The 25,308-nt window shown below is 59.1% G+C and carries 20 protein-coding genes and 1 tRNA gene; 8 read left to right on the top strand and 13 right to left on the bottom strand.

Annotation, left to right across the window (positions count from 1 at the left end; all coding sequences use genetic code 11):
- Positions 1-34 precede the first annotated feature (34 nt).
- A complete protein-coding gene (locus tag C5L12_RS24220; protein ID WP_105374622.1) occupies positions 35-328 on the top strand; it encodes a hypothetical protein in 294 nt (97 codons plus the stop codon).
- A 213-nt stretch (positions 329-541) separates the two neighbouring features.
- Here C5L12_RS24220 and C5L12_RS24225 read toward each other — a convergent pair whose 3' ends face one another.
- The 3 genes from C5L12_RS24225 to C5L12_RS24235 form a co-directional block, all read right to left on the bottom strand.
- A complete protein-coding gene (locus tag C5L12_RS24225; RefSeq protein WP_105374623.1) occupies positions 542-1,606 on the bottom strand; it encodes a M48 family metallopeptidase in 1,065 nt (354 codons plus the stop codon).
- Complete coding sequence (locus tag C5L12_RS24230; protein ID WP_105374624.1) at positions 1,596-2,681, bottom strand: YjgN family protein; 1,086 nt, start codon at positions 2,679-2,681, stop codon at positions 1,596-1,598. Before C5L12_RS24230 ends, C5L12_RS24225 begins: the two co-directional genes overlap by 11 nt.
- Positions 2,682-2,843: 162 nt before the next feature.
- The gene (locus C5L12_RS24235) at positions 2,844-4,340 is read right to left on the bottom strand and encodes a CoA-acylating methylmalonate-semialdehyde dehydrogenase (RefSeq protein ID WP_105374625.1); all 1,497 of its coding nucleotides are present in this window, start codon (positions 4,338-4,340) and stop codon (positions 2,844-2,846) included.
- 123 nt (positions 4,341-4,463) lie between these two features.
- Here C5L12_RS24235 and C5L12_RS24240 point away from each other — a divergent pair, with 123 nt between their 5' ends.
- On the top strand, positions 4,464-5,345 hold the full coding sequence (locus C5L12_RS24240; protein ID WP_105374626.1) for a LysR family transcriptional regulator: 882 nt from the start codon (positions 4,464-4,466) through the stop codon (positions 5,343-5,345).
- Between the two features lie 68 nt (positions 5,346-5,413).
- On the opposite strand, the gene C5L12_RS24245 is transcribed toward C5L12_RS24240, so the two are convergent.
- The 3 genes from C5L12_RS24245 to C5L12_RS24255 all read right to left on the bottom strand — a co-directional run bounded on the left by C5L12_RS24245 (position 5,414) and on the right by C5L12_RS24255 (position 6,626).
- Complete coding sequence (locus C5L12_RS24245) at positions 5,414-5,659, bottom strand: helix-turn-helix domain-containing protein (RefSeq protein ID WP_105374627.1); 246 nt, start codon at positions 5,657-5,659, stop codon at positions 5,414-5,416.
- Between the two features lie 316 nt (positions 5,660-5,975).
- Positions 5,976-6,052: transfer RNA gene (locus C5L12_RS24250), tRNA-His, on the bottom strand.
- A 127-nt stretch (positions 6,053-6,179) separates the two neighbouring features.
- A complete protein-coding gene (locus tag C5L12_RS24255) occupies positions 6,180-6,626 on the bottom strand; it encodes a phasin (protein WP_105374628.1) in 447 nt (148 codons plus the stop codon).
- Positions 6,627-6,858: 232 nt separating this feature from the next.
- On the opposite strand from C5L12_RS24255, the gene C5L12_RS24260 reads away from it, so the two are divergent.
- On the top strand, positions 6,859-10,635 hold the full coding sequence (locus C5L12_RS24260) for an ATP-binding protein (RefSeq protein WP_105374629.1): 3,777 nt from the start codon (positions 6,859-6,861) through the stop codon (positions 10,633-10,635).
- Between the two features lie 66 nt (positions 10,636-10,701).
- Positions 10,702-12,351 carry an ABC transporter permease gene (locus tag C5L12_RS24265; RefSeq protein ID WP_105374630.1) on the top strand — a complete coding sequence of 550 codons (1,650 nt, stop codon included), beginning with the start codon at positions 10,702-10,704 and terminating at the stop codon, positions 12,349-12,351.
- A 266-nt stretch (positions 12,352-12,617) separates the two neighbouring features.
- Here the strand turns inward: C5L12_RS24265 and C5L12_RS24270 are convergent, their stop codons facing one another.
- Positions 12,618-14,570, bottom strand: a complete 1,953-nt coding sequence (locus C5L12_RS24270) for an acetoacetate--CoA ligase (RefSeq protein ID WP_105374631.1) — start codon at positions 14,568-14,570, stop codon at positions 12,618-12,620.
- A gap of 155 nt (positions 14,571-14,725) precedes the next feature.
- Between C5L12_RS24270 and C5L12_RS24275 the strand changes: the two genes are divergently transcribed.
- Positions 14,726-16,603, top strand: a complete 1,878-nt coding sequence (locus tag C5L12_RS24275) for an AsmA family protein (protein ID WP_157949109.1) — start codon at positions 14,726-14,728, stop codon at positions 16,601-16,603.
- A gap of 28 nt (positions 16,604-16,631) precedes the next feature.
- Here the strand turns inward: C5L12_RS24275 and C5L12_RS24280 are convergent, their stop codons facing one another.
- The 5 genes from C5L12_RS24280 to C5L12_RS24300 form a co-directional block, all read right to left on the bottom strand.
- On the bottom strand, positions 16,632-17,450 hold the full coding sequence (locus C5L12_RS24280) for an ABC transporter permease (protein WP_105374633.1): 819 nt from the start codon (positions 17,448-17,450) through the stop codon (positions 16,632-16,634).
- Between the two features lies 1 nt (position 17,451).
- Complete coding sequence (locus C5L12_RS24285; RefSeq protein WP_105374634.1) at positions 17,452-18,369, bottom strand: ABC transporter permease subunit; 918 nt, start codon at positions 18,367-18,369, stop codon at positions 17,452-17,454.
- A 17-nt stretch (positions 18,370-18,386) separates the two neighbouring features.
- Positions 18,387-19,544, bottom strand: a complete 1,158-nt coding sequence (locus C5L12_RS24290; protein ID WP_105374635.1) for an ABC transporter ATP-binding protein — start codon at positions 19,542-19,544, stop codon at positions 18,387-18,389.
- A gap of 74 nt (positions 19,545-19,618) precedes the next feature.
- Complete coding sequence (locus C5L12_RS24295) at positions 19,619-20,716, bottom strand: polyamine ABC transporter substrate-binding protein (protein ID WP_105374636.1); 1,098 nt, start codon at positions 20,714-20,716, stop codon at positions 19,619-19,621.
- Between the two features lie 121 nt (positions 20,717-20,837).
- A complete protein-coding gene (locus tag C5L12_RS24300; protein ID WP_105374637.1) occupies positions 20,838-22,256 on the bottom strand; it encodes a helix-turn-helix domain-containing protein in 1,419 nt (472 codons plus the stop codon).
- Positions 22,257-22,460: 204 nt separating this feature from the next.
- Between C5L12_RS24300 and aceA the strand changes: the two genes are divergently transcribed.
- Positions 22,461-23,750: an isocitrate lyase gene (gene aceA / locus C5L12_RS24305; RefSeq protein ID WP_105374638.1), complete on the top strand. Its 1,290-nt coding sequence runs from the start codon at positions 22,461-22,463 to the stop codon at positions 23,748-23,750.
- A gap of 72 nt (positions 23,751-23,822) precedes the next feature.
- A complete protein-coding gene (locus tag C5L12_RS24310; protein ID WP_105374639.1) occupies positions 23,823-24,074 on the top strand; it encodes an SMc00767 family acetate metabolism repressor in 252 nt (83 codons plus the stop codon).
- On the opposite strand, the gene C5L12_RS24315 is transcribed toward C5L12_RS24310, so the two are convergent.
- Entirely contained in the window at positions 24,075-24,938 is an 864-nt protein-coding gene (locus tag C5L12_RS24315; RefSeq protein ID WP_105374640.1) for a LysR family transcriptional regulator, read from the bottom strand. It abuts the gene before it with no gap.
- Positions 24,939-25,028: 90 nt separating this feature from the next.
- Between C5L12_RS24315 and C5L12_RS28225 the strand changes: the two genes are divergently transcribed.
- On the top strand, positions 25,029-25,193 hold the full coding sequence (locus C5L12_RS28225; protein ID WP_157949110.1) for a hypothetical protein: 165 nt from the start codon (positions 25,029-25,031) through the stop codon (positions 25,191-25,193).
- The last annotated feature ends 115 nt before the right edge of the window (positions 25,194-25,308 follow it).

The raw sequence follows: 25,308 nt of genomic DNA on the forward strand, positions 1-25,308 counted from the left end.
CGCCCGGAGACCCGCTGGTCAGGCTTCGCGTTCCGTGACAGAATATTCCATGCTGTCGCGCGACCTGCACATTGTCCTGATGATTCTCTATGAAGCGGGCGCTTCGCGCGTGCCGGCCTCGCAGGTTGCCTGGACGAGCGACATGGCACCCGCTTTAAATCGGGCGCTGAACATGCAGTATATCGTCCATCGCGAGGGCAGATCCGAACGGCTCTTTTCGCTGACGGAATCCGGCTATATCGCGATCGGGCGGCAGCCTCCGGCTTACATGTCGATCTCCCGCACGATGAGGGCGTTTTTCCGCATCGGCGGCGGTTCGACGGAATGAGCGATCCTGGAATTTAGCTTGCCATCGAAACGGCGAACCAAGCAGGTACTGCCAGTGCCGCCAGGATCACAAGCAAACTGATGCCCATCTTGGCCAAATATGCGCGGCGCGCGCGCCTTGCATCCCACTCGTATACCATGAACTCCCACTCCTACTCCGCGAGCTAAATTAGATCAGTCTTCACAGACGTCAACAGTCAGCCATGAAACACGGCTACCTTGCGCCAGACCGACTTTTTAGCTCTTGCGAATATTTGCGGATGTCCTGCTGGCGCTGCGGTGTGCCAGGATGGCTCGACAACATGCTCGTGTCGCCGTGATCGCCGAGTTTTTCCTCCAGAAGCGCAAAGAAGCGGGCGAGCGCCGCCGGATCGTAACCGGCAACATTCATGAGTTCTACCGATCGGCGGTCGGCTTCGGCTTCGGCCGAGCGTGAATAGGACAGCGCAACCAGGGCGCCTCCCTGGGTGAGGATGTCCTCGACGCCGGATCCGACGTCCCCGGCGATCAGCATGACAAGCGCCGCAACACCGGCAACGCGATAAAGCTGGCGAAGACTATGCTCTCCTTCCACATGGGCAATCTCGTGACCAAGGACGCCAAGGATCATCTCGCGATCGTCCCCGACCAGTTTCACCAGATCGTCGGTGAGAATGAGATTGCCGTCGGGAAGGGCGAAGGCGTTGGGACCGATCACCCCGCCATCGCGGAAATTCAGCGTATAGGCCTTTTTGCCGCCTTCCGAATGCGCGGCAAGTTTTCCGAACCCTTCGGAGATCGCCTGCCGCTCCGCTTCCGGCAATTGCGAGGGCTTGAGGACAGTTCGGTCGAGGGAGGCGAGCGTACCCGAACCGATCATCTCCGGCACGAAAGGCGGGGTTACGAGGATCGCGACTTCCACAAGTGCCGGCAAAGCGAACCGATAGATGGAGGCAGCCAGGACCACGACTGCGATGGTGATGGCGATCAGGCGCGGGTGAAACTCCTCCAGCCGATGAACAAACCCGCTGCGCGCACCCCGTTGAGAACGAAGATAGGCGTCGATGGCATCGTTTTCACGCGTTTCCAGCACCGAGCCGTCCGGAAAGGTCAAGCGCCGCGGAATCGTTCCCACTCTCGGGCTGATCTCCACTCGCTCCGGAACCGCCACGGCAAGAACCGCCCCCTCCCCTTCGGCAACCAGTCGACCATTCTCCACCCGCAGGACGGAGGGGGTCGCGTGGCTCGAATTGGCGGGATGCCATTCGCCTTTGGCTATGACGGCGGGATCAGAAGCCAAAATCAAACCCCTCCATGTCCATGTACTCGGCGCTGATCGCCGCACCTGTCGCCTCGATCGAAGACATGATCTGGCCTGGGTCTCCGTGGATGCGGATGGCTGTATGCTCGTTGACATACCTCGCCATACGCACCGCAGCCCAGGGCCTCATCAGTCCGAGCGTAAAGATCGTGACGACAACGTTGGAAATTGCAATCCATGCAAAACGCCACCGGGAAAGATCGCTCAGCAGTTCGTGACGGTCATCCAGTTTCGCTGCCGACCAAGCCACATTGCGCACGCCTGCGCGATAAAAGAGGCCGGCAAGGCCGTAAAGAAGAAAGGCAAGGACAACGACCGGGAACGCCGCAAAGGCAAGCATGCCGACAGTCTCCTCGCTCGATACGCCGTCCCCACCGGTGAGCGTCCCCGAAGCGACCGCGATGGATATGATTATGGCCGTAGACACAAACGCTCCAAAGAGGAACATCAGCGCCGGCAGGATCCAGACGCGATAGAGCGACCCCAGCGAGGGATCCGTCGAAAACGGCCGATCGCCATAGCGGAAATTGTTGAAGACATAGCGCCAGACCCAGCGGCTTGCCAACGGAGCCAGAATGCCAAGGGAAACGAAGGCCACGATGCTGCCGAGGATAACCGCCACGAAGGCACCACCTGCCGAACCCGCGAAATCAAAACGCACGTTGCGATAGCTCGTCACGCGGGCATTGAAGCGCAAGCCGCGCATGATCAGCCAAGGCAAGGCGAGGAGGATCAGAACGGTCGTGACAATAGAGAAAAGCGGGTTGATGGCGGAAAGCAGGTTGACCACGATCAGGAAGGCAAAGACGATCAGGCGTCCGATAAAAATCTGCTTGCCGGTCGCGTGATATTCGAAGGCCCGGCCAAGAATAACCGTATTGCCGTTGAAATAGCGCTTACGTCGGACTTTGGCCCAGGCGGAATAGATGCCCAAGGTAATGATTGTCAGCAGGATGTTGACGATCCAGATGCCGAAATATTCGCTGGCATTGCCGGTGAAGGAAGCGCGCTCAAATTTTCCCGCCTCGACCGGAGGTTTTGCCTGAAATTCCATGAAACAATGTCCCCCATTGAACCCTTCAGATTCGGTTGACCGAATCCGGGAGCATCTTAAGGTCAAAGGTTGTCATTTCAACTACAGGTAAGGGCACCAATTCCCATCAACGGAAACGGGCCTCCGAAGAGGCCTGTTCTATGTTTGAAGCTGACTTTTCGGCTATTTCATCGTCGGCATGACAAATTCGGCGCCGTCCTTGATGCCGGAGGGCCAGCGCGCGGTGATCGTCTTGGTCTTGGTCCAGAATTTGATCGAGTCCGTCCCGTGCTGATTGAGGTCTCCGAAGCTCGACGCCTTCCAGCCGCCGAAAGAGTGGTAGGCGAGCGGAACCGGAATGGGAACATTGATGCCGATCATGCCGATATTCACGCGGCTGGCAAAATCGCGGGCAGCATCGCCATCGCGGGTGTAGATGGCGACGCCGTTGCCATATTCGTGCTTCATCGGAAGGGAAAGCGCGTCCTCGTAGTTCTTGGCGCGAACGACCGACAGAACCGGCCCGAATATCTCCGTCTTGTAGATATCCATCTCCGGCGTCACATGGTCGAACAACGTGCCGCCCACGAAATAGCCGTTCTCATAGCCCTGCAGCTTGAAGCCGCGGCCATCCACGACGAGCTTGGCACCTTCTTCGACTCCGCGGTCAATCAGACCATTGATGCGGGCATGCGCCTCCTTGGTGACGACCGGACCCATGTCCGCCTTGTCGTCGGTATAAGGGCCGATACGCAGCGACTCGATCTTGGGCGCCAGTTTCTCGACCAGAAGGTTGGCCGTTTCCTCGCCAACTGGCACGGCAACGGAAATCGCCATGCAGCGCTCGCCGGCCGAACCATAACCCGCACCCATCAGCGCATTGACCGCCTGGTCCATGTCGGCGTCCGGCATGATGATCATGTGATTCTTGGCGCCGCCGAAGCACTGGGCGCGCTTGCCGTTCATCGCCGCCGTTCCATAGACGTAACGCGCGATTGGCGTAGAGCCCACAAAGGTAACGGCGCCGATATCCGGGTCAGTCAGGATTGCGTCGACGGCCGCCTTGTCACCGTTGACGACGTTGAGGATGCCGGCAGGCAGGCCTGCCTCGATCATCAGTTCGGCAAGCCGCAGCGGCACCGAGGGGTCGCGTTCGGACGGTTTCAGAATGAAAGCATTGCCGCAGGCAATCGCCGGGGCGAACATCCACATCGGGATCATGGCCGGAAAGTTGAACGGCGTGATGCCGGCGCCGATACCGACGGGCTGGCGCATCGAGTACATGTCGATCGCGGGGCCGGCGCCTTCGGTGAATTCCCCCTTCTGCAGATGCGGAATGCCGCAGACGAATTCGCAGACTTCAAGACCGCGCACGATATCGCCCTTGGAGTCTTCAACCGTCTTGCCATGTTCCTGGGAGAGCAGTTCGGCAAGCTCGTCCATGTGCTTGTTCAGCAGCTCCACGAATTTGAAGAAGACGCGGGCGCGACGCTGTGGATTGGTCGCCGCCCATTTCGGCTGCGCTGCCTTCGCATTCTCGACGGCTGCGCGAATTTCCGAAACGCTGGCGAGAGAAACCTTCGCCTGGACCTCGCCGGTCGCCGGGTTGAAAACGCCCGCAGTCCGGCCACTGGTGCCAGCGACGTGCTCTCCGCCTATGAAATGCCCGATCTCACGCATGGGATGCTCCTCCTACCGTTTCTGAACGACTTATCTGTATAGGCGGAGGATACGCGCAGAATTGCACAAGGCAACGCCGTAGTTTACGCATCTGTTGTGCAAAAATCGACATCGGAGCGCTGGATGAATTGGGATGATGTGCGCCTTTTCCTAGCCGTGGCGCGGACTGGGCAAATCCTTGCTGCCTCCCGGCGGCTCGGCATCAACCATGCCACACTGGGGCGGCGGGTGACCGCGCTGGAAGAGGGCCTGCGGACCCGGCTGCTGATCCGCCGCACCAATGGTTGCGAGTTGACCGTAGAAGGCGAGATCTTTTTCCACGCCGCCGAACGCATGGAAACGGAAATGCTTGCAGCGCAGGCGAGTACGGGACGGATAGACACCGCGGTTGCGGGAACGGTGCGGATCGGTGCGCCCGACGGTTTCGGGGTCTCGTTTCTGGCATCGCGGCTCGGGCGGTTGACCCGCCGACATCCGGACCTGAAACTGCAACTCGTACCGGTGCCGCGCTCCTTTTCATTATCCCAGCGGGAGGCCGATATCGCCATTACGATCGAGCGACCGGAACAGGGCCGGCTCGTCTCGTCAAAACTTACCGACTACACGTTGGGGCTTTATGCCTCTAAAAGTTATCTCGACCAGGCCGGAACTCCAGAAACCGTCGAGGCATTGAGAGCACATCCCCGCATCGGTTATGTCGAAGACCTGATCTTTTCCCCCTCGCTCAATTTCACGGGCGAAGTGATGCGCGATTGGGATGCAAGTTTCGAGATATCGAGCGCGATCGGGCAGACGGAAGCGGTTCGTTCGGGCGCCGGCATCGGCATCCTGCATGATTACGTAGCGCGCCAATCCTGCGAACTGAAGCGCGTGCTACCGGAAATCGTCATCCGGCGCTCCTATTGGACCACCTATCATGAAACCACGCGCGACCTGATACGTCTGCGCACCGTCGTCGACTTTCTGAGGGAACTGATCGATGAGGAGCGACACATCTTCGTGTAGGCAGGAAATCGACCCTATACGGATGGAAGAAGGAGGACCGGCCGCCGAAGCGGCCGGACGCCTGAACATCAGGTAAGCAAGAAGGTCGAAATCGGAACCTGCAGGGCTGCGGCAATGCGTTTCAACTTTGCCGGATCTGCGTCCATGCCACTTTCAACACGGAGAATCTCGTCACTGACGAGGCCGGTCGTGACGGCAAGTTCGTCAATACTATAGCCCATCGCCCGTCGGGCTTCGGCAACTGCAGAGGCGATGTGCTGCGGAGAAAGCGTAGTTCCGTTCGCAGATGCGAAATTATTGATGGAAATTGTCATCCTCATGACTCCTTCTAAAAAGGCCTGCCGCGCAGGGCGAACAGGTGAAGGGGGCCAAAGCCCAAGACGCAAGTGTCCAAAATTTTGGGCACTCGCTGCCGCAAACATAGGCATGTCAGCGATTGTGACAAGGCCTGATAATGCAGTGCACAAGATTGTGTTCGTTTCCGGGCCAGACAAGGGCCGAGGTATCCGGAAACCGTCGAATGTCCGAAGAACGTGTCGGTTTGGCGTTTACAGGCCAGCAGAAATAAGACTTAGAGAGACTGTTCCAGGCGGAGACAAGCCCCGTCGATCAGTTTGCCTTGAATGAAAGTGGTACGGTTGGTGGGAATCGAACCTACGACCTCAGGTGCCACAAACCTGCGCTCTAACCAACTGAGCTACAACCGCACAAAAACCGCTCAAAGCGGCATTTCGGGTCACATACGGCGATCAGACTTGTTTTGCAAGTCCCTTCTTCAAATAGAAGAGGGCCGAAACCTGCTCCGGCCCTCTTCTTGAAATCGGCGCGTAGAAATCAGGCGGCCTTAAAGGTCGCCATGACCTTTTCAGCTGCAACCTTGCCCGGCTGCGAGACATTTTCGGCAAGCTTGCGGGCTGCGTCCTGCATGGACTTCGCCTGTTCAACCGTGATTTCGGCCTGCTTGCGGATGAAGGCGGTCTGCAGCTCGAAAAGCTCCGATACGGACTTCACGCCGAGCAGCGCTTCCATGTGGGAAAGGGACATGTCGGCATTCGTACGCAGCGCGTCGATAGCCTTCAGGCCGAGCTCTACAGACCCTGCCTGAGCCGACTGCAAAGTGGTCTCCACCGTCTTGGTGGCTTCCTCAGCGGCGGTTTTCATCTTAGCATAAGCGTCACGCGACTGAGTGGCGCCCTTTTCGGCAAATTCGCGGAAGCTCTCGGTCAGCTTGGCCGGGTCGAAAGCGGTGAAGGAAAAGATGTCGTCGGTCTTGTATGCCATCGTTTCTGGTCCTCGTTGGCGTTTTCTTCGGCAGAACCGAAGATGTGATGCCTCTTATATAACCCATCTTATTGTGCATTGCAATATATTGTGCACCGCACAATAAAAATTTCGGAATTAACCCTGTTAGCGGTTTGAGGGCAACCGCTCTCGACCCGCAGGCGGGGGGGAGATATTAATAATCCGTTAAATCCCGTAGAAATGCGGTTAAACGACTCTGCAGGTTTCGCCTATGTCCGCAGTCCAATATCCGTTCATCGACATTGCCGTACACGAGCATGTGCGCGACCGTTTTGCGGCGGGTGAAGCGATCATCCTGTTTTCTCAGGACACAATGGATCCGTTGTGGTGCAATGGCCGCGGCGCCGATCTTTTTGGTTTTGAGTCCATCTATGACTTTCTCGACCAGGGGCCGAACCGCAATGACATCGTCTTCCGCCAAATAGAAGCGGCGGCGCGCCAGCTCGGTGCGGCGGGCGACGTTCGCCATCTCATGATCCGCATAGCCTCCGGATTCCAGCGTGTGCCTATCCAGGCTGCGTGCGAGCTCATTCGGATCCAAGGGAAAGCGGCAGTATTGTTCAGCGCACCCGTTGAAAAATCTCGCCTTTCCCTTTCAGCCCGTGCCGCGCGAATGATCGAAGGTTTCGACGATCCGGATACGCACATGGCGGTGCTTGACGAGAACGGCGAGGTGCTTGCCGCTTCCGCCAAATTTGCGGACCTCGGAATTTCCAATCAGACAGCAAAAATGCTGTCTGTCACGGCCGGCAATGACCCCAGTCGGCTGGTCAAGCGGCCGATCCCGACGGCCAAGGGCTATCTGCCGGCGGCCATCGGCCGGCTTTCCGAGGAGCCTGCACTCAATCTTCTGTTTACCGTCGAAACCGTGCAAGACCGGACTGCCGCTGACGATGGTCTAAAGTCCGCCAGCCAGATGGCAACGGTCCATGCGACGGAAGCAGATGCGGACGGGGCATTTGGTTCCGACGTCCGCGAAGAGGATGAGGATTTCACCGTCGAGGCCGTGCCTGGCGCCGGTTTCGAAGATGTGATCACCGCCGTCTCCGAAATCGAGGATGCCGAGGAACTGGAGGAAGAAATCTCGCTTGAGGCGCAAGTCTCTGATGGTTTTGGCCAAGACGAGGACGTGCCTGCCGAAGAGACAAACGACGTTTCCACGGACGAGGCGGCTGGGTCGGATGCTCAGTCGATAGCGGGCGGCGGGTCCGAGCCTGTTGCAACGGCCGGCGAAGCTTCAACCCAAGACCCCACCGGCTTCGTGTTCCGCCGCGACGGGCGCGCGATCCGCTTCGTATGGAAGATCGACGCCACCGGCCGGTTCAGCGAAGTTTCCAGTGAATTCGCCGATGCGGTTGGCCCGAATGCCGCTAACATCAACGGCATGGGCTTTGGCGATTTGGCCGCTCTCTTCGGTCTCGATCCGGATGGAAAGATTGCCGAGCTCCTCAATAAGCGCGACACCTGGTCGGGCAAAACGATCTGGTGGCCGGTCGAGGGCACGTCGCTCGTTGTGCCTGTCGATCTCGCGGCTCTGCCCACCTATACCCGAACCCGGGAATTCGACGGCTTTCGAGGGTTCGGCATCGTCCGCATCGGCGACGCGGCGGAAGATCCCAATGCCATCGGCCTGACGCTCACGCCTACCCTAGCGGAGGATGTGGCCGGCGCGACAAATACGACATCCCTACCAGCCGACTCGCCGTTCATCGCATTCGAGTTGGAAGACGATGAGCCGTCAGCCCATCCGGAAGGGAGCGTAGCGAACGCTTCAGGCGCGGATGAGGAAGATACCGTCGATGAAATGACGCAGACGAAGGCGACTGAGGAACCTGCCGAGACCGAAGCCATCGCCGCCGAGGACGATCAGCCGGCCGGTGAACCAAAGCCGTTATCGCTGACCGGCAGACAGGTCCCCTCACTGCTCGACTGGCCCGAAGGCGAAAAGCCGGCGCTGCGTATCGTTGAAAATGCAGGCCGCCGCTATTCCGACAAGGTGATCCAGCTTGAGGAACACCGGTCGAGCGGGCGCGAACGTCTGACCCCCGTGGAGCAGGCCGCCTTTCGGGAGATCGCACGGCAGCTCGACAGCTTCATCGACCGCCACGCCGAGCAAAAGAACGCGGAACCAGACGCCCCCTCGCCTGTTTCCGAGGCAAACGAAACTGCGCCCATCGCCATCGATCCCGTTCAGGATGGGGCGTTTTCAGAGAAGGAACAACGGGATCTTGTCCAGGAAGGCGGCATCCGTGCCTCGGCGGAAAGTCTGACCGAGACTCCGGACAGAGTTGAAGAGCAACCTGCTGAAGCGGCTGAGGACGCTTCCGACAAGGTGGCCACGATCACCGGTGAAACGGGCAACATTGTTGCCGAGGAAGAAGTACCGGTCGACGCCGACGGAACGGAAGAGGCGATTGGTCCCGGACTGGAGCTTTCCGACCGTGAGCTTCTCAATCGGATGATGCCGGTGCGAGAGCGGATCGGACTTTCGGCGGAAATCGTCGATCAGATGCCCGTTGCGCTGCTTATTCACAACGGCGACCACTTGATCCACGGCAACCCGGAATTCCTGAGGCTGACCGGCTATGCCGCGCTCGATGAACTGGTTGAAGTCGGCGGCCTGGATGCGCTTCTGCAGCGCCAGGATCTCGAAGGCAAGACGACGGAAGCTGGCGGTATGGTCGTCGTGCGCTCGGACGACGTTGTGGTTCCGGTGACAGCGCGGCTGCAATCGGTCCGCTGGGGCGATTCGACCGCCCTGATGCTGGCGCTCATGCCGGTCGTCGCGGAAAGCTCGGCATCCGACGGCACCGAGGCGGCCGAGGTCATTCCCTTACATCCCCGTCGTCCGGCCGATCAGCTCGCAAAGCTGCAGGTCGAGGTGGAGGAGCTGCGCGCCATTCTGGAGACGGCAACCGACGGCGTGGTGATCATTGGCGCCGAAGGCGATATCCGTTCCCTGAACCGGGCCGCGAGCGGGCTTTTCAACTACGACAACGAAGAGATCAACGGCAAACCCTTCGTGACGCTCTTCGCCCATGAAAGCCAGCGCGCTATTCTCGACTACCTCGGCGGTCTCTCCGGCCACGGCGTCGCCAGCGTCCTGAACGATGGTCGCGAAGTGATCGGGCGGGAAGCCTCCGGAGGGTTCCTGCCGCTCTTCATGACGATCGGCAAGCTCACCTCGTCCAATGGCTATTGCGCAGTCATACGCGACATCACCCAATGGAAACGCACAGAGGAAGAGCTGCGCACGGCCAAACGCGCCGCCGAGACGGCGAACGCCCACAAGAGCGAGTTCCTTGCACATGTGAGCCATGAGATCCGCACACCGCTGAACGCCATCATCGGATTTGCGGACATGATGGCGACAGAGCGTTTCGGGCCGATCGGACATCCGCGCTATATCGAATATGCCAACGATATCGGTCGCTCCGGACGACATGTGCTCGATATCGTCAACGATCTGCTCGATATTTCGAAGATCGAGGCGGGCGAGATGGAACTCGATTTCGTCGCTGTAGGCCTTAACGAAACAGTATCCGAGGCTGTGTCCCTGGTGCAGCCGCAGGCAAACAGCCAACGCGTCATCATTCGCACGGCGCTTTCGCATGCCGTGCCGCAGGTCGTCGCCGATCTTCGCTCCGTGAAGCAGATCGTCCTCAACATTCTGTCGAATGCCATCCGCTTCACGCCGTCGGGCGGGCAGATCGTCGTGTCGACGGCCTATGAAGCCAATGGCAACGTGGTGCTTCGCATTCGCGATACGGGCATCGGCATGACGCGCCCGGAACTCGAACTCGCCATGAAGCCGTTCCGTCAGGTAGCAGGCGGCACACGTAAACGAGGCGACGGCACCGGTCTTGGCCTGCCGCTTACCAAAGCGATGGTAGACGCAAACCGCGCAGCCTTCTCGATCACATCGGCTCCGAACGAAGGTACATTGGTGGAAATTACCTTCCCTTCGCCGCGAGTGCTTGCGAACTGACTTTTCAATGATTAGCACTCCTCTTTGAAAGAGGAGTAGAATTTGCAGGTTTCGACGACACCCGCCATGCCGACGCAGAAAGCACGGCAGCCGCGCCGACCGCTTTCCTGGACCGCGGTGGGCGTCGCCACCGTGATCGCCTGGCCGATCCTCGCTATATTATGGATTGCGATATCCGGCGACGATGGCACCTGGCAACATATCATCGTCAATGTCGTACCGCGCGCCACCGGGCGCACGCTGCGGCTTCTCTTTCTAACCGGACTGGTGACCGCGTTTTTTGGCGTGCTCACCGCTTGGCTCGTCGCAAGTTTCGACTTCCCTTTCCGCCGGCTTCTCTCGGCCGCGCTGGTGCTGCCGCTTGCTATTCCCTCCTATCTTGCCGCGTACGCCTTCGGAGAGTTCCTCGATTTTACCGGTCCGCTGCAGACCTGGTACCGGCAGATCTTCGGCTACCAAACTGCCCGTGAATACTGGTTTCCAGACATTCGTTCGCTCGGCGGGGCGGTGCTGGTGCTCTCTGCTGTCCTCTATCCGTATGTTTATCTGGCCTGCCGTTCGATGTTCATGATGCAGGGCCGCGCGGCTGCCGATGTTGCCCGCACACTCGGCGCCGGCCCTCTTCGAGTGTTCTTTCAGGTGCAGATTCCCATGGCGCGGCCAGCAATCATGATCGGGCTGACCCTCGTCATGATGGAGACGCTGAACGATATCGGAGCGGTGGAATTTCTCGGCGTCAATACTCTCACCTTCTCGATCTACGACACCTGGCTGAACCGCGGCAGTCTTTCCGGCGCCGCGCAGATCGCCGCCGTGATGCTGCTGGTCGTCTCGATCCTGATTCTTGTCGAACGGGCAGCCCGCCGGCAGCAGCGGTTTTCCGGCAACAGGACGACGACGCTCGCCGATGCGGCAATGCGGCCGCGACTGAGCGGAGTAAAAGGCTTGCTTGCGGCTGCCTTCTGCGTCCTGCCTGTTGCTTTTGGCTTCGGCCTCCCATTCCTGGTGCAGGGCCGCTTTGCGCTGGCACGGATCGAGGATTTTGCCGATCCTCGCCTCCTTGACGCGCTGTGGAACAGCATTACCGTCTCCACGGCGACCGCTCTCTGCTCTGTTGCTCTCGGCTTTGTCCTTTCCTACGCGGCACGCAGCGAACGCTCGGGGCTCGTCGCATTCTCCAACCGGCTCGCGTCGCTCGGTTACGCGGTACCTGGCACGGTCCTTGCGATGGGCGTGCTTGTTCCGCTTGCCGCCTTCGACAACGCGTTGGACGGCATCCTGCGGGAGAGCGCTGGGATTTCGACGGGCCTGCTGCTTTCCGGTACCGGCTTTGCTATCGTTTATGCCTGCACTGTTCGTTTCATGGCCATGGCTGAAGGCAATCTGGATGCCGGCTTTCAAAAACTCTCGCCGCATCTCGACATGGCCGCGCGTGCTCTTGGCCGAAATCGCCGGCAGACCCTCTGGTCCGTGCTGCTCCCCAACATGCATCCCGCGCTTCTGACAGCCGCCCTCTTTGTCTTCATTGAGACAATGAAGGAACTATCGGCCACCATCCTGCTTCGGCCATTCAATTTCAACACCTTGGCAACGCTCGTCTACGAGGACGCCTCGCGAGCCCGGATAGAGGATTCCTCCGTCGCCGCAATCATCATCATTCTTGCCGGGCTGGTGCCTGTCGCGCTGGTGTCGCGCTCGCTCAACAGATTGCACTGAGGATGATTGCAATTCTGAGATGCATTGAAGGCTAAAAGAAAGGCAGCCAAAGCTGCCTTTAAATTTAAATGCTGTCCAACGAAAGTTGGCGGAGACATCATGTCTATGAAAGCTCGCGGCTACCCGTCTTCATACACCGGATGAATCCCTATTGCTCCACTCTTGAGCATTTCCACTTAACAGCCGGTAAACTGCGCCTCGTTTTGGGAAGCGTCATTTCTGATGGGTTGTCATGATACACATCAGGACCTTCCGATGGTATGTCTTCAGTTCTCAAGTTCGGTCAACCCGGCAAAAAGATCGAGCGCTTCCGGATTGGCGAGGGCTTCCTTGTTCTTGACCGGCCGGCCATGGACCACGTCGCGTACCGCCAGTTCAACAATCTTGCCAGATTTTGTGCGCGGAATATCGGCAACCTGGACGACCTTTGCCGGCACGTGACGCGGCGAGGCACCGGTGCGAATTCGGCTCCTGATCGCCTTGACGAGATCTTCATCGAGCTGTCGGCCTTCCGACAGGCGCACGAAGAGGACGACGCGCACATCGTCTTCCCAATCCTGGCCGATGCAGATCGCTTCCGCGACCTCCTCCATCTGCTCGACCTGATTGTAGATTTCCGCCGTGCCAATACGCACGCCGCCCGGATTGAGAGTGGCATCGGAACGGCCATGAATGATGATGCCGCCGTGTTCCGTCCATTCGGCGAAATCGCCATGGCACCAGATGTTCTCGAACCGCTCGAAATACGCTGCCCGGTATTTCCTGCCGTCGGGATCGTTCCAGAACATGATCGGCATGGATGGGAAGGCCTTGGTGCAGACGAGCTCCCCCTTTTCCCCACGTACCGGTTTCCCGTCGTCATTCCATACATCCACCGCAAGACCCAGTCCGGGTCCCTGGATTTCCCCCCGCCAAACGGGCTTTAGCGGATTGCCAAGTACAAAACAGGACACGATATCCGTGCCGCCGGAAATGGATGCAAGATGCACCTCACTCTTGATGCCCTCGTAAACGAATGAAAAGCCTTCCGGCGAAAGCGGTGAGCCGGTCGAGGTGATCAATCGCAAGCTCTGGAGATCGTGGGTCTGCTTAGGGAGGATGCCGCCTTTGCGGACTGCATCGATGTATTTTGCCGAGGTCCCGAATACGGCAAATTTCTCCTCCTGAGCATAGTCGAAGAGAACGTTTCCGTCCGGCGCGAAGGGCGAGCCGTCGAAGAGGCAGAGCGTTGCGCCGACGGCAAGGCCGGAGACCAGCCAGTTCCACATCATCCACCCGCAGGTGGTGAAATAAAATAACTTCTCACCGGGCTCCAAGCTGCAGTGAAGGCGGTGCTCCTTCAAGTGCTGCAGAAGCGTGCCGCCTGCCGAATGAACGATGCATTTCGGCACACCAGTCGTTCCGGAGGAGAAAAGGATATAGAGCGGATGCGCGAAGGGCAGCTGCTCGAACTCAACCGGCTTTGCCTGAAAAGGCGCAATAAAGTCCGCGAGCATGCGTCCGTCGGAAAGCGAGGCGGCCAGCGCCGGAGCATCTCCCGCATAGGGAACGACCAAGACCGGTGTCTTCAACGCTTGGGAAACCGCCTTCACCTTGGCAGCGACATCCTGACGTTTGCCGTTATACCAATAACCGTCGCAGGTAATGAAGAGCTTGGGTTCGATCTGGCCGAAGCGGTCGAGGACGCCCTGGTCCCCGAAATCGGGAGAACAGGAAGACCAGATCGCGCCGATAGAGGCTGCCGCCAGCATGCAAGCTACGGTCTCCGGCATGTTGGGCATCATGGCCGCAATCCGGTCGCCTTTTTCGATACCGAGAGCCCTAAACGCCTGCTGCAGGCGGGAAACTTCAGCACGCAGCCTATCCCAGGACCAGCAGTCGCTCGCCTTGTCCTCTCCGCGAAAGACAAGAGCATCGGCCGCACCGGTGCCGGTCAGGAGATTTTCGGCAAAATTCAGCGTCGCGTCGGGAAAAAAGCGGGCTGCGAGCATATCGTCGCCATCCTCAAGCGAGCGCTCCCCACGCTTGCCCTTAACGCCGCAATAGTCCCATATCGCGGACCAGAACGCCTCCCGCTCGGCAATCGACCAGGCGTAAAAGGCGTCATAATCCGCGAAGCTCTTCCCGTGGCGCTCAGCGCACCAGCCGATAAAGTGAAAAAGCGGTGTCTTCTGCCGGGCTTCCTGCGAAGGACTCCACAGCGGCTGTTGGTTGGCCATTCCCATTCCTCCATCCCAGAGAGCCGTCTGACCAAACGAGCTCTTTCCATGGCCGCTCAGGCTTGAACTCAAGCTGAATGGCCCTGGCCTGTATAGCATGCTGCACTGCATGATAAAGAGGATTGCCGGCCAAGAAAGTGCGGATTTGCGCGATCTTGGTATTTCCTATATTCGCGTTGGACATGCTGACCGTGGGGATCAAAAATCTGCCAAGACACCTGAAGCGCCCGCTCAGCTGGCGGATCCGCGGTCTGCTGATCGGGGTCCTCGCAGGTTTGGGGCTCTTTGCCCTTTTCCAAATCATCGCCCCCTTCCTGATCTCCTCGACCCTGGTGCGGGCAGGCATGGAGGAGGCCGTTGCCGAATGGACGGGCCACGACGTTACGATCGAAGGATCTCCGGACATCCGGTTCTGGCCTGAGCCGAGGATTACGCTCCGCGACATCACCATCCGCAAGCCGGTGGACGGCGGCGAACGGGTGCTCGGCCGCGTCTCGCGCCTTTCCGCCTCGTTCGACCTCCTTCAAACCCTGATCGGGCAGCCGGAATTCAAGGATTTCCGCCTGACCGATCCGCAAATCTACGTTCTGCGAGAGCCGGACGGCCGGCTTGATTGGGCAAATGACGGGCTGTTGAGCCGGGCGGTAAGGGAAGCAAAGCCCAATGCCAGCGGCCAGCAGCTCGCCGCATACGCCGACGCTCCGATGGGAGAGGTCCGCATCACCAATGGAATTCTCGAAATATCCGAGGTTTCGAGCGGTCGCACCCTACGATTTACAGCCATCGATGGCGATCTCAATTGGCCCTGGCTTTCCCGCGGCATGGAGATCAAAGCCAGGGGCGAGATCAACGGCCGCAAGATTTCAGTGGACTTCAATTCGACGCAACCTCTCCTTCTCCTCGCTGGCAGAAGCGGAAACGCATCGGGGGCTATCGTATCCGAGCTGTTTCAGGGGCGTTTCCAAGGCGTCGCCAACCTTGCGACACATGCTTTCCTATCCGGCGATGCCGAATTGACTATTCCGGACCTGCCAACCGTCATGGCATGGTCGGGGGTAAATTTTGCAGGCGCCGAGCGCATTAAACGCCTCTCGTTGAATGCGCGTCTCGTCACTAACGACAACACGCTGCGCTTCGAGAACCTGTCGCTCGGCCTCAACGACGATAAGGCAACAGGCATCCTGGATCTGATGGTTCCCGAAGATCGGTTACCGCGGCTTACCGGGACGCTCGCGTTTGATCGCCTGGATTTGTCCGGAATCCTAGATGCACTGACACCGGCAGCCGATGAAGCAAGTAAAAACAACAACCTGCAAACAGGAATAGAATTCGACCTGCGGCTTTCGGCGGAGCAGGCAGTGCTGGGGCCTCTCCATCTTTCCGAGGCGGCCATAAGCGTGCTGGACACGCCGCACCAGTCACGGGTGGACATCGTCGACAGCGATTTCGAAACCGGCCGGCTGACCGGGCGCCTTGCTACCGCAGGCATCGACCGGCAGGACGAGATGGCCCTCCATATTGCCGTGCAGGGCGCCGATTTCGGCAATATCATCAAGAATCTGGGCCTTGGCGGCCCGTTGCCCATGACCCACGGCTCCCTGGATTTGTCGCTCAACATCCGCCGGCCGATAAACCCGCAGGCGTGGCGCGAGGCAGAGGGGAATTTCCGCTTGCGCGGAGGAGAGGGTTTTCTTCCCGGCGTCAACATCGCAAGTGTCAGGCAGCTCGCAACTCACAAGCAGTATTTCTCTCTGAGTGAGGTCGGCAGCGGCAATCTGCAGTTCGACAGCATCGACCTGGCTGCGCGCATCGCGCATGGCTCGGCCGAGATCCACGATGGAAAGATCACCGGCAGCGACGGTACGTTGGCGATTTCCGGGGTGATACCGTATGCCAGCAATGGCCTTGCTCTTTCCGCGACCATTCGCCCGGCAGCCGATGAACCAGCACAGCTGACCGTTTTCATTGGAGGATCCTGGCCCAATCCGGTGATCTGGCCAGTTTCGGAGACCGCGCCAAAACCGGCGGAGTAAGCCCGCCAACAGAGCTCCCTGCTCCCGATCAGGTCGTACCCCGCAGGGCGACATGCTCATCGCGGATACGCCGCAGTTCGGTTCGCTTGGTGCTGATCGAGGCGAGAATCACGCCGATGGTCACAAAACCGATCAGGATGGTGCAGATCGCATTGATCTCCGGTGTTACACCCAGACGCACCTGCGAATAGATCTTGATCGGCAGCGTCGTCGCGCCCGGGCCGGTGTTGAAGCTCGCGATCACCAGATCGTCGAGCGACAGCGTGAAGGCGAGCATCCAGCCGGCGATAACAGCGGGCAGGATCAGCGGCAGGGTGATCTTGAAAAAGGTCCTGACGGGCGGGCAGCCGAGATCGAGTGCTGCCTCTTCCAAACTGCGATCAAAGGTCATAAGGCGCGACTGAACGACAATCGCGACATAACACATCGTGAAGGTCGTATGAGCGATGGTGACCGTCCAGAAGCCGCGGTCGATATTCAGCGCCACGAAGAGGAGCAACATGGACAGACCGGTGATCACTTCCGGCATGACGAGCGGCGCGTAGATCATGCCGGAAAATAGCATCCTGCCGGGGAACTTCTGGAAACGGACAAGGGACAGGGCAGCGAGCGTTCCAAGCACAGTGCCCAGGGTCGCACTAAGGACGCCGACACGCGCTGTTACCCAGGCTGCATCCATCAGCCCCTCGTTGGACCACATGGTGCGATACCACTGCAGCGAAAACCCGCCCCAGACCGTCACCAGCTTGGATGCGTTGAACGAATAAACGACCAGAATGATAATCGGGATATAGAGAAAGGCGAAGCAGAGCGTCAGGACGGTGGCGTCGAAACGGGACGATTTCATCTCACACGACCTTCTTCTGCTGGTTCTGGAAAATCATGATCGGCACGACCAGCATGATCAGCAGGACCACGGCCACGGCCGAGGCGAGCGGCCAGTCGCGATTGCCGAAGAATTCCGTCCAGAGCGTCTTGCCGATCATCAGCGTGTCGGCACCTCCCAAGAGATCGGGGATGACGAATTCACCCGTAATTGGAATAAAGCAGATCATCGACCCGGCAATGACGCCCGGCAGCGACAGCGGAAAGGTGATCTTCCAGAATGCCTTCCACGGCGGGCAACCAAGATCGCTCGCGGCTTCCAGTAGCGTATTGTCCATCTTCTCCAGCGCCGAATAAAGCGGCAGGACCATGAACGGCAGATAGGAATAGACGATACCGATAAAGACGGCGATGTCGGTCCTGAAAATCAGGACCTGCTCGTTCGGTCCCATGAGGCCGATCGTCTGCAAGAGCAGGGTCAGCAAGCCATCCGGCTTCAGGATGCCGATCCAGGCATAAACACGGATCAGGAACGAGGTCCAGAACGGCAGGATGACCAGCATGACGAGGGTCGGCCGGAGCGTGATCGGCGCCCGCGCCATGGCGAGCGCCATGGGATAGCCGATCAGGAGCAGCAGGAAGGTGGAGATCACCGCGATCCTCAGTGAGGACAGATAGGATTTGATGTAGAGGGGATCCTCCGTAAGGAAGAGATAATTTTCAAAATCCAGCTTCGAAATGTAGCCGCTGATCGCGCCAAAGCCGGGAAAGACCGGTGTATAGGGCGGCATGGCAATAGCCGTGTCCGACAGCGAGATCTTGAAGATGATGAGGAACGGCGCCGTGAAAAACAGCAGCAGCCAAAGATAGGGCACGACGACAACGAACCAGCGCGCCGGGTTGGGCGTATTGGCGGCTTGTGTCTCCGAAACGCTCGCCATCTCCCCCTCCTCCTTGGTCAGCGCGTCAACACAAGGCCGGCATCGAGCGGCCAAGTGAGCCAGACCATGTCGCCAAACGTAATCGGCCGATCGACCAGGCGCGATACGTTTGCCTGCGCTGCACGAACGATGCGGCCGTCAGCCATCTTGACGAGGAAGACCGAAAAGTCGCCGAGATAGCCGATATCCCAGACTTCGCCATAGACGGCATTGAAGGACGTATCCGTCGGTTGATCCGGGGATATCCGTACCTTTTCGGGGCGGATCGCGAAGGCAACTCTGTCGCCTTTCACGGCCTGGCATTCCTGCTCGACGGCAACGGAAACGCCATCGCAATCGATCCGCACTGCCCCCGGCGCCCCGAGCGCGCTTTCGGTAGTGGAAACCGTGCCCTCGAGAATATTGATATCGCCGATGAAGTCCGCGACATAGCGGCTGTTCGGGGCTTCGTAGATCTCAGCCGGCGTCGCCACCTGCATGATCACACCCTTGTCCATGACGGCGATCCGATCCGATACGGTCATCGCCTCCTCCTGATCGTGGGTGACGATCAGGAAGGTGAGCCCGAGATTGGTCTGGATGTCCATCAACTCGAACTGCGTTTCCTCGCGCAGCTTCTTGTCCAGGGCGCCGAGCGGCTCGTCGAGAAGCAGCACTTTAGGACGCTTGGCGAGCGAGCGAGCCAAAGCAACGCGCTGGCGTTGGCCGCCGGAAAGCTGGTTCGGCTTGCGTCTGGCGAAGGGCTCGAGTTTTACGAGCTTCAGCATTTCTTCGACCCGAGCCGCAATCTCGCCTTTCGGCAGATTGTCCTGCTCCAGCCCGAAGGCGATGTTCTTTTCAACCGTCATGTGCGGGAAGAGCGCGTAGCTCTGGAACATCATGTTGGTGGGCCGGCGATAGGGCGGGACACCGGAAATATCCTTGCCCTGAAGCAGGATGCGACCCTCCGTCGGCTCCTCGAAACCGGCCAGCATACGCATCAGCGTGGTTTTGCCGCAGCCCGAAGGACCTAGGAGGGAAAAGAATTCGCGCTCGTAGATATCCAGCGTCAGATTGTCTACGGCGGTAAAATCACCAAAGCGCTTGGTGATGTTTTCGAAGCGGATGAAAGGAACGGCCGAAGGATCGGTCCAGGGAGAGAATTTGCGTTTTACCGGCCCAAGAGACTTCGCCATGCCTTACCCCGTTTCGCCCACCACAGCCCGATAGCATTCGAGGCAGACGCTTCCGCCTGCCCCGCTCTCTTGTCTCAGCTGCCGGTCTTGATCTGCGTCCAGACCCGGTTCAGCACGCGCTGTTCTTTGGCGCCATAGGGCGAAATCGTGAAGAGCTTTTTGACGACATCCTCAGGCGGATAGACGGAAGGGTTTTCGAGAACCTCCTTGTCGAGGAACTTCTGAGACGCAAGATTACCGTTTGCATACTGAACGTAGTTCGATGCCTTGGCGATGATTTCGGGCTTCATTAGGTAGTTGATGAACGCATGGGCTTCTTCGACATTCTTGGCGTCTGCGGGAATGGCCAGGTTGTCAAACCACATATAGGTCCCTTCCTTCGGAATCACGAACTCGACCTTCACGCCGTTGTTCGCTTCCTCGGCCCGATCCTTGGCCTGCAGCACATCGCCCGACCAACCGATCGAAATGCAGGTGTCTCCGTTCGCGAGTTCATCGATATAGGCCGACGAATTGAAGGTCTTCACATAGGGGCGGACCTTCGTATAGACGTCGCCGCCCGCTTCCAGGTCGGCCGTCTCCTTGCTGTCCGGATCCTTGCCGATGTAGTTCATCGCAATCGCAAAGGTCTCGTCGGACGCGTCGAGGATGTTGATCCCGCAAGACTTCAATTTTGCTGCGTTTTCAGGCTTGAAAAGTACGTCCCAGCTGTCGACCGGCACGTCTCCCAGCGCAGCCTTTACCTTCTCGACGTTATAGCCGATGCCGGTGGTGCCCCACATATAGTTGACGGCATATTGGTTGCCGGGGTCGTATTTGGCGAGGCGCTCCATCACCTGCGGCCACATATTGGGGAGGTTCGGCAGCTTCGATTTGTCGAGCTTCTGGAATACTCCGGCCTGAATCTGGCGAGCCAGGAATGGGCCGGTCGGAACAACTACATCATAACCCGAGCCGCCGGCGAGAAGTTTGGTCTCGACCATCTCGTTGCTGTCGAAGACGTCATAGACGACCTTGATGCCGGTTTCCTTGGTAAAGTCTTCCAGGATCGACTCGTCGATATAGTCGGACCAGTTATAGACATGAACCACGCGCTCCTGCGCCATGGCTGCGGTCGCGGCAAATGCCGTCGCAGCAACGGCGGCGGCTAAGCTGAGCAAATGGCTTTTCATGATCTCTCCTGTTCCAGTTTTTTCTGCGCGAATGCGAAAGGCGCTTAATTCCCTTATCTTTTTCGGGAGAGTAGAAAGGAATTTTTCCCACCACAAGGGGAAATGTGCACCGCCACAAAGGTCACTGGAAATCGAAGGCGCTCAAGCCGGTGACCATTTCGTCCAGACCGAGCGGGCGGGTGATCGGTGGCTCGGCACGGGAGAGGCAACCCTGCCGCTCGCAAAGGCGGCAGGCCGTGCCGGCGAGCACCGTTCCCATCGGCCCTGGCAATGCGCCGTCGTAGACAACATCACCTGCATTGGACAAGTCGCAACCCAGCAGAACGGCCGTGCGCCGGACACGCTCGCCGAAGCCGGCCTGGGGGCCATCAAGCGTTCGCGAAATCGTGACAAACGCAGCGCTATCAGGCATTTCGACCCGGTCGACCAGGATCTGTCCAGGCTGGGCAAACGCGGCGTGAATGCCGAGCTTCGGACAGTGCCCGCCGAAACGTGCCAAGGGAAAACCCTGCGCCCCGGCGCGGCGGATCACATTCCCCGCATGATCAACCTCCATCAGGAAGAACGGGATGCCGGCAGCACCCGCACGCGCAAGCGATGTCAAGCGGCTGGCCGCCTGCTCGAAGGAAACTTCAAAACGGGACCGCAGCACATCGAGGTCGTAGCGGGCGCGTTGTGCCGCCGACAGGAATGCGCCATAGGGCATCATCAGCGCATGGGCGGCATAACGGGCGAGTTCGAATCTTCCAATCCGGCGCGCTTCGTTGGTCGAGAAGGCCAGTTCATCGAGTTCGGCTGCAATTTCCTGCCCGAGCGCCAGCAAGGCCACTTCCATTGCGAGCTCACGGGTGCGTTCGAAAGGCGAGAGGCGCTCGGACAGGAACAGACGCATCGAGTGGCGGTCATAACGGCGGCTCAGGTTCGGCATGGCATGAACGGGAAGCGCGCGCACCACGATGCCATGCTCACTCTTCAGCCAGGCCTTCAACGCGCCCGGCAGTTCGTCGCCGATGCCCAGCTTTGCTGCAAAGGCCTCAGCCGCGTTCTCGATCCGCATGAAGAAGTTGGGCCGTCGCTCCAGAACCTCGCGTACCTCATCGATCGGAAGACGTGCACCCGCGATCGAGGTTTCATGCCCCTCGCGGGCAAGAAGGTCGGCGAGATCGGAAAGCCGCGCCGCCTGCTCGCGATAGGCCCGGTAGAGTTTCATCAGGCCCAACGCTGCATTGGGGGCTGCTTCGACAACCTCGATGATTTCCTGATCGCCGGGAATTTCACCAACCAACAGCGGATCGGCGAAAACTTCGCGGAGTTGGCTCGCCAATCCGCCTGCCTCCCCCTGCAAGGCGTCAAGATCGACTTTGTAGACGGAAGCAAGCTTCAAGAGGAGCTGGACCGTCAACGGCCGTTGGTTTCGCTCGATCAGATTGAGATAGGAGGGCGAAATGCCCAGAGCGTCCGCCATCGCCGTCTGGGTCAGTCCGAGCCCCAGCCGCACCCGCCGGACCCGGGGACCTGCGAATATCTTCCGTTCTGCCAATTTGGCCTCTTTTACAAAATCAAGACAACTGCCGCTTTTACTGTTTTGACATCTTCACAGAGCCGTTTGTGAAAAGCAACACATCCTAACCCTTTTTCAGGCGCCAATTTTGCTTCTTTTCTGGCGGTGCAGCATTCCTTTCTGTAAATCTAGTCACACAGAACGCGGTTGAGCGCAGTGGTTACTTTGTTGAGGAGAATGACAATGACAGATTTTTACACACTCGTTCCAGGAGCACCGAAGGACCGCTTCGAGGGTATTCAGCGCCCCTATTCGGCTGACGACGTAAAACGGCTGCGCGGCTCGGCCGATATCCGTTATTCGCTGGCGGAATTGGGCGCCAACCGTCTCTGGTCGTTGCTCCACAACGAGGACTTCGTCAACGCGCTCGGCGCCATGACCGGCAACCAGGCCATGCAGCAGGTTCGTGCTGGACTGAAGGCAATCTATCTCTCCGGCTGGCAGGTCGCGGCCGACGCCAATACGGCATCCGCCATGTATCCGGACCAATCGCTTTATCCGGCCAATGCTGCACCGGAGCTGGCCCGTCGTATCAACCGCACGCTGCAGCGTGCCGACCAGATCGAAACTGCCGAAGGTAAGGGCCTTTCGGTCGAAACGTGGTTTGCTCCGATCGTTGCGGATGCGGAGGCCGGCTTCGGCGGCCCGCTCAATGCCTTCGAGATTATGAAGGCCTTCATCGAGGCTGGCGCTGCCGGCGTTCATTATGAAGACCAGCTGGCTTCGGAAAAGAAATGCGGCCATCTCGGCGGCAAAGTTCTGATCCCGACCGCCGCCCATATCCGCAACCTGACTGCAGCACGTCTTGCAGCCGACGTCATGGGCACGCCGACACTGGTCATTGCCCGCACGGATGCCGAAGCAGCAAAGCTTTTGACCTCTGACATCGACGAGCGCGACCAACCCTTCGTGGACTACGACGCCGGCCGCACCGTCGAAGGCTTCTATCAGGTCCGCAACGGGCTTGAGCCCTGCATCGCTCGCGCGGTGGCCTATGCACCCTATTGCGACCTCATCTGGTGCGAAACTTCGAAGCCGGATCTCGAGCAGGCGCGCAAATTTGCTGAAGGCGTCCACAAGGCGCATCCCGGCAAGATGCTCGCCTACAATTGCTCGCCTTCGTTCAACTGGAAAAAGAACCTGGACGACGCGACGATCGCCAAATTCCAGCGTGAGCTCGGCGCGATGGGCTACAAGTTCCAGTTCATCACGCTCGCCGGCTTCCACCAGCTGAACTACGGCATGTTCGAACTCGCCCGCGGCTACAAGGACCGGCAGATGGCGGCCTATTCGGAGTTGCAGGAGGCGGAATTCGCGGCGGAGGTCAACGGCTACACCGCGACCAAGCACCAGCGCGAGGTCGGCACCGGCTATTTCGATGCCGTCTCCGTGGCGATCACCGGCGGCCTCTCGTCCACCACCGCAATGAAGGAATCCACCGAGCACGACCAGTTCCGCCCCGCGGCTGAATGATGGCCAAACTCCCTGCCCTTCTCGGAGGGCAGGGCCTTTCAAAAACCCCGATCAAAAAAGAGGAGAAATGCCATGACGATCCAAGCCCCAGTCAAGACTCATGTCAAGGAACGCGCCGAGGAACAGTCCTCCGCCATGACACCAGAACAGCAGGCGGCGATCCGTACACTCGCCAACGATCTGCATCGCCTGAACCATTCCATCATGAAGGCGGTCGAGGCGGGCGTTTCTGTCGAGCTCGTCCGGTCTGCCCGGCACCACGGCGGAGACGGCCATTGGGGAGACCTGATGATCCCCGTCATCGTGACGAACCGCATCCAGTAACTAAGGACGTTTACCGGCAAAGAGGTCTGAATTGCCTTTGACGAACCTCACCATGCGATCGACCACCGCCCGGATTTCCCGGCGGTGGCGATCGTCGTTGTTCATGACCACCCACTGAGTGTGGCGAAGGCTGGCGATCTCGTCTCCCACCCGCTCCAGGCGCATATCCTGATCGCCCACGAAACAGGGAAGAACCGCAGTGCCGGCACCGGCAAGCGCGAGGTCGCGCAGGGAGCGCGGCCGGTTCACGGTAACCACGATCTGATCGGCCCGCTCTTCATGCGGCCAGCGCAGATAAGCGGAAATGGCGTCCTCCTCCGAAACTGCAAGCCATCGGTCCGCCATGGAGGGGTGCGCGCTTCGGGCACGATAGGCGGCATAGGCAACATCGCCGAGCTTCGTTGCTGCCAGGTTCGGCTCCTGCGGTTCAAAGGCGCGAATGCCGATATCGCTTTCCCGGTGCGCGAGGCTCGCCCGCCGCTCCGCCACATAAAAGTCGAGGCGAAAATTGTCCTCATCCGTACGGATGAGAGACAGGTTGCGGGTAAAGATCCAGGCAAGCCAGGTGCCGCATGCCACACGGACGAGAGGAGCAGTCACGCCTTTGTGCTTCCAGCTCTCGATCCGCCGGATCGTGCCCTCCATTTCCATGATTTGCGAAAACAGGGTCGAACCATCGGATGTCAGACGGTAACCCGTGCGACTGCGGACGAAGAGAGATCGCCCCACCGCTTCCTCCAGATCGAGCATGCGACGGCCAAGGGTTGCGGGGCTGAGGCCGCTGACGGCGGAAGCTCCCGACAGTCCTCCGTGGCGGGCCACCTGCATAAAAAGCTCGTAAGCGTCCCAAGTTATGTTTTTCATCAGTGAAAAACATAATGCGGTTTTTTCTCTATAAGAAGCACTTTTTTATGTTTAGAGGAGGAGACGGCTTTTCTAGAGGAGAAATTCCCGATGTATGAGAATGTCGTCGCCCTCATTCTTTCCCGCCCAATCTATCCCGCTGCGAAAGGTGACAGCCGGCAGGCTGAGGACGCTTATTACGAGCAGTTCGGTTCACTCGCCCCCAGCTGGATCTCCGGGGTGGCCGACCTGGTCGCTAGACTGAAATCGGGATAGGGGGGAGCCTATTGGCTCCGCCCCTCCCACACCACCCGGCATGCGGGTCCGCACCGGGCGGTTGGAGCAGTTGAGGTCGTCAGGCCCGTAGTTCTCCCGGCCTGGCGCCTGGGTT

It is taken from the genome of Neorhizobium huautlense, from assembly GCF_002968575.1.
GTDB lineage: Bacteria > Pseudomonadota > Alphaproteobacteria > Rhizobiales > Rhizobiaceae > Neorhizobium > Neorhizobium huautlense.